A 3,545-nucleotide genomic window follows, 5' to 3' on the forward strand; every position below is an offset into this window, starting at 1 on the left:
TCCCCGGATATATGAACAGTGAAGTCCGCAGTCAGATCGTGGACAACGCTCCGCGTGGATTCCTTGCAGGAACTGCTCAACAGGCAGAACCTCTACATCATGAACATACGGGATATTTTCAGCGGAAAAGTGCCCATAGACAGCGTGCAGACGCTCGACTCGCTGACCGCCGCCCGCGAAGACACCCTGATGGAACGTACCAGACGTGAAGAGGAATTTCGCCGCCAATACGAAGAAAATGAAAAATATAATCTGACTACGATCGTTTCGCAGCCGGATGTCAACGGACTGATCCTGTATCGTCCGACCCGTGGAATGGTTTCCGACCATTTCAACACCGATAAGAAACACTTTGGAACGGATATTGCCGCCAACCCCAACGAAAGCGTGCTGGCAACCATGGACGGCACCGTCTTTCTGAGCACCTACACCGCCGAAACCGGTTACGTGATAGGCGTACAGCACAGTCAGGATTTCGTCTCGATCTACAAGCACTGCGGCTCGCTGCTGAAAAAAGAAGGCGACCGCGTGAAAGGAGGCGAAGCCATCGCACTGGTGGGAAACAGCGGAACGCTCAGCACAGGGCCGCATCTCCACTTCGAACTGTGGTACAAGGGACATCCTGTCAATCCGGAGAAATACATCGTGTTTTAAAGCCAATGACGAGAAGTGGGATATACGATTATAAGTGACAAGTGACAGAGGAATTAGATAATAATGGATTCAGAAAAGAAGAATAAGAAGAAACAAATAGCTATTTTAGGCTCTACGGGCTCTATCGGGACGCAGGCGTTGCAGGTGATCGAAGAACACCCCGACCTCTACGAAGCCTATGCCCTGACGGCCAACAACCGGGTAGAACTGCTGATTGCACAGGCACGCAAGTTCCAGCCGGAAGTGGTGGTGATAGCCAACGAAGAAAAGTACGCCCAACTGAAGGAAGCGCTGAGCGACCTTCCGATCAAAGTATATGCCGGAATCGACGCGGTCTGTCAGATCGTGGAGGCCGGACCGGTAGATATGGTGCTGACGGCAATGGTGGGCTATGCCGGACTGAAGCCGACGATCAACGCCATTCGTGCCAAGAAAGCCATTGCGCTTGCCAATAAGGAGACGCTTGTGGTGGCGGGAGAACTGATCAACCAACTGGCACAGCAATACCACACTCCCATTTTGCCGGTGGACTCTGAACACTCGGCAGTCTTCCAGTGTTTAGCTGGAGAAGTCGGGAACCCGATTGAGAAGGTGATACTGACCGCTTCCGGTGGTCCGTTTCGGACCTGCACGCTGGAGCAGCTGAAGTCCGTCACCAAGACACAGGCATTGAAACATCCCAACTGGGAGATGGGAACCAAGATCACCATTGACTCCGCATCCATGATGAACAAGGGCTTTGAGGTCATCGAGGCGAAATGGCTGTTCGGCGTGCAGCCCAGCCAGATCGAGGTGGTGGTGCATCCGCAGTCGGTCATTCATTCCATGGTGCAGTTTGAGGACGGTGCCGTCAAGGCACAGCTAGGCATGCCGGATATGCGTCTGCCCATCCAGTATGCGTTCTCGTATCCCGACCGTATCTGCTCTTCTTTCGACAGGCTCGACTTCACCCAGTGCACGAACCTGACGTTCGAGCAACCGGATACGAAGCGTTTCCGCAACCTTGCCCTGGCTTACGAGGCGATGTATCGGGGCGGAAATATGCCTTGCATTGTCAATGCCGCTAACGAAGTAGTGGTAGCCGCTTTCCTCCGGGACGGCATCAGCTTCCTCGGTATGAGCGATGTGATCGAAAAGACAATGGAACGTGCCGCGTTTGTAGCCGCTCCTGCTTACGACGACTATGTGGCTACCGACGCCGAAGCGCGGAGAATAGCTGCGGAGCTGATTCCGTGATAGCGCCGGAGCTGATTTCGTGAACAATGAAAAATATAAATAAGTAATATAAATTAGAAAGCGCCTCGGTTTTCCTCTTATGAGCAGAGGGTTTGGATGAGGCTTTAAATTGTAAATAGACTATATGGAAACATTTTTAATTCGTGCCCTGCAACTGATAATGAGCTTATCCTTGCTCGTTATTATTCATGAAGGCGGGCATTTCCTTTTTGCCCGGTTGTTCAAGGTGCGTGTAGAAAAATTCTGCTTGTTCTTTGACCCGTGGTTTACCTTGTTCAAGTTCAAACCCAAGAGAAGTGATACGGAGTATGCGGTAGGATGGCTGCCGCTGGGCGGTTACGTCAAGATAGCCGGAATGATAGACGAGTCGATGGACACCGAACAGATGAAGCAGCCTGAGCAACCTTGGGAGTTCCGTTCCAAGCCGGCTTGGCAGCGCCTTCTGATCATGGTGGGCGGTGTGCTGTTCAACTTCCTGTTGGCGCTTTTTATTTATTCAATGATTCTTTTCGCTTGGGGCGACCAGTATATAAAGGTCCAAGAAGCTCCCCTCGGTATGGACTTCAACGAAACGGCGAAAGCGGTCGGTTTTCAGGATGGAGACATCCTTTTGTCTGCCGACAATGTGCCTTTTGTGCGTTATGACGGCGATATGCTGAGTCAGATAGCCGATGCCCGTGAGGTATCAGTGCTTCGTGACGGCAAGAAGGCCTCCGTCTACATTCCCGAAGACATGATGCAGCGCCTGATGGCAGACAGCGTTCGTTTTGCTTCTTTCCGTTTCCCGTATGTGATTGACAGCGTGGTGGTTAATTCTCCCGCTGCGCAGGCAGGCATCCTGCCGGGCGACAGTATCATCGCATTGGACGGAAAATCCATCTCCTTCTCTGATTTCAAGCAGACGATGGCGGAACGCAAGAAAAACGCCGAAACGCTTCTGAAAGACAGCATCGACCCTCGTCTGATCACGCTGACGTATGTGCGTGGCGGTGTGACCGATACGACTTCCCTGCGCGTGGATTCCGCTTATCTGATGGGCGTAGTTGCCAGTCTGACAACGGATCGTCTGCTGCCTATGGTGAAAAAGGAATACACATTCTTTGAATCTTTCCCCGCAGGCGTCTCTCTGGGTGTGAAGACATTGAAAGGATACGTCGGCAACATGAAATATCTCTTCTCGAAAGAAGGAGCCAAACAGTTGGGCGGCTTCGGTACTATCGGAAGCATTTTCCCTGCTACGTGGGACTGGCATCAGTTCTGGTACATGACCGCCTTCCTTTCCATCATCCTTGCCTTCATGAACATTCTTCCGATTCCCGCATTGGACGGCGGACACGTGCTCTTCCTCTTCTACGAGATGATAGCCCGTCGTAAACCGAGTGACAAGTTTATGGAGTACGCTCAGATGACCGGTATGGTGCTTCTGTTCGGCTTGCTGATCTGGGCAAACTTCAATGACATATTGAGGTTCTTCTTCTAAGCAGGGATTGGCAAGACACACACATCCGTCCTCCCCTCGTGCAGACCGGAAGTTGTCAGAACAGCAATCCCGGCGACAGCGGACTGCTGGCGGATAAAAGGAGGATGTCGGCGATGAAGCAATGTATATTGTTGAAATACAGTAAAATATAGTGTACTATTTATCGTATATAGAA

The 3,545-nt window shown here is 51.5% G+C and carries 2 protein-coding genes and 1 pseudogene; all 3 read left to right on the forward strand.

Features of this window, described 5'->3' with window-relative positions; all coding sequences use genetic code 11:
• Positions 1-654, forward strand: a pseudogene (locus HMPREF9007_RS15860) (M23 family metallopeptidase); the annotation flags it as partial.
• A gap of 63 nt (positions 655-717) precedes the next feature.
• Positions 718-1,890: a 1-deoxy-D-xylulose-5-phosphate reductoisomerase gene (locus HMPREF9007_RS15855; protein ID WP_008761109.1), complete on the forward strand. Its 1,173-nt coding sequence runs from the start codon at positions 718-720 to the stop codon at positions 1,888-1,890.
• A gap of 124 nt (positions 1,891-2,014) precedes the next feature.
• Entirely contained in the window at positions 2,015-3,370 is a 1,356-nt protein-coding gene (rseP, locus tag HMPREF9007_RS15850) for an RIP metalloprotease RseP (protein WP_008761110.1), read from the forward strand.
• The last annotated feature ends 175 nt before the right edge of the window (positions 3,371-3,545 follow it).

This window comes from Bacteroides sp. 1_1_14 (assembly GCF_000162515.1).
Taxonomy (GTDB): Bacteria; Bacteroidota; Bacteroidia; order Bacteroidales; family Bacteroidaceae; genus Bacteroides; species Bacteroides thetaiotaomicron.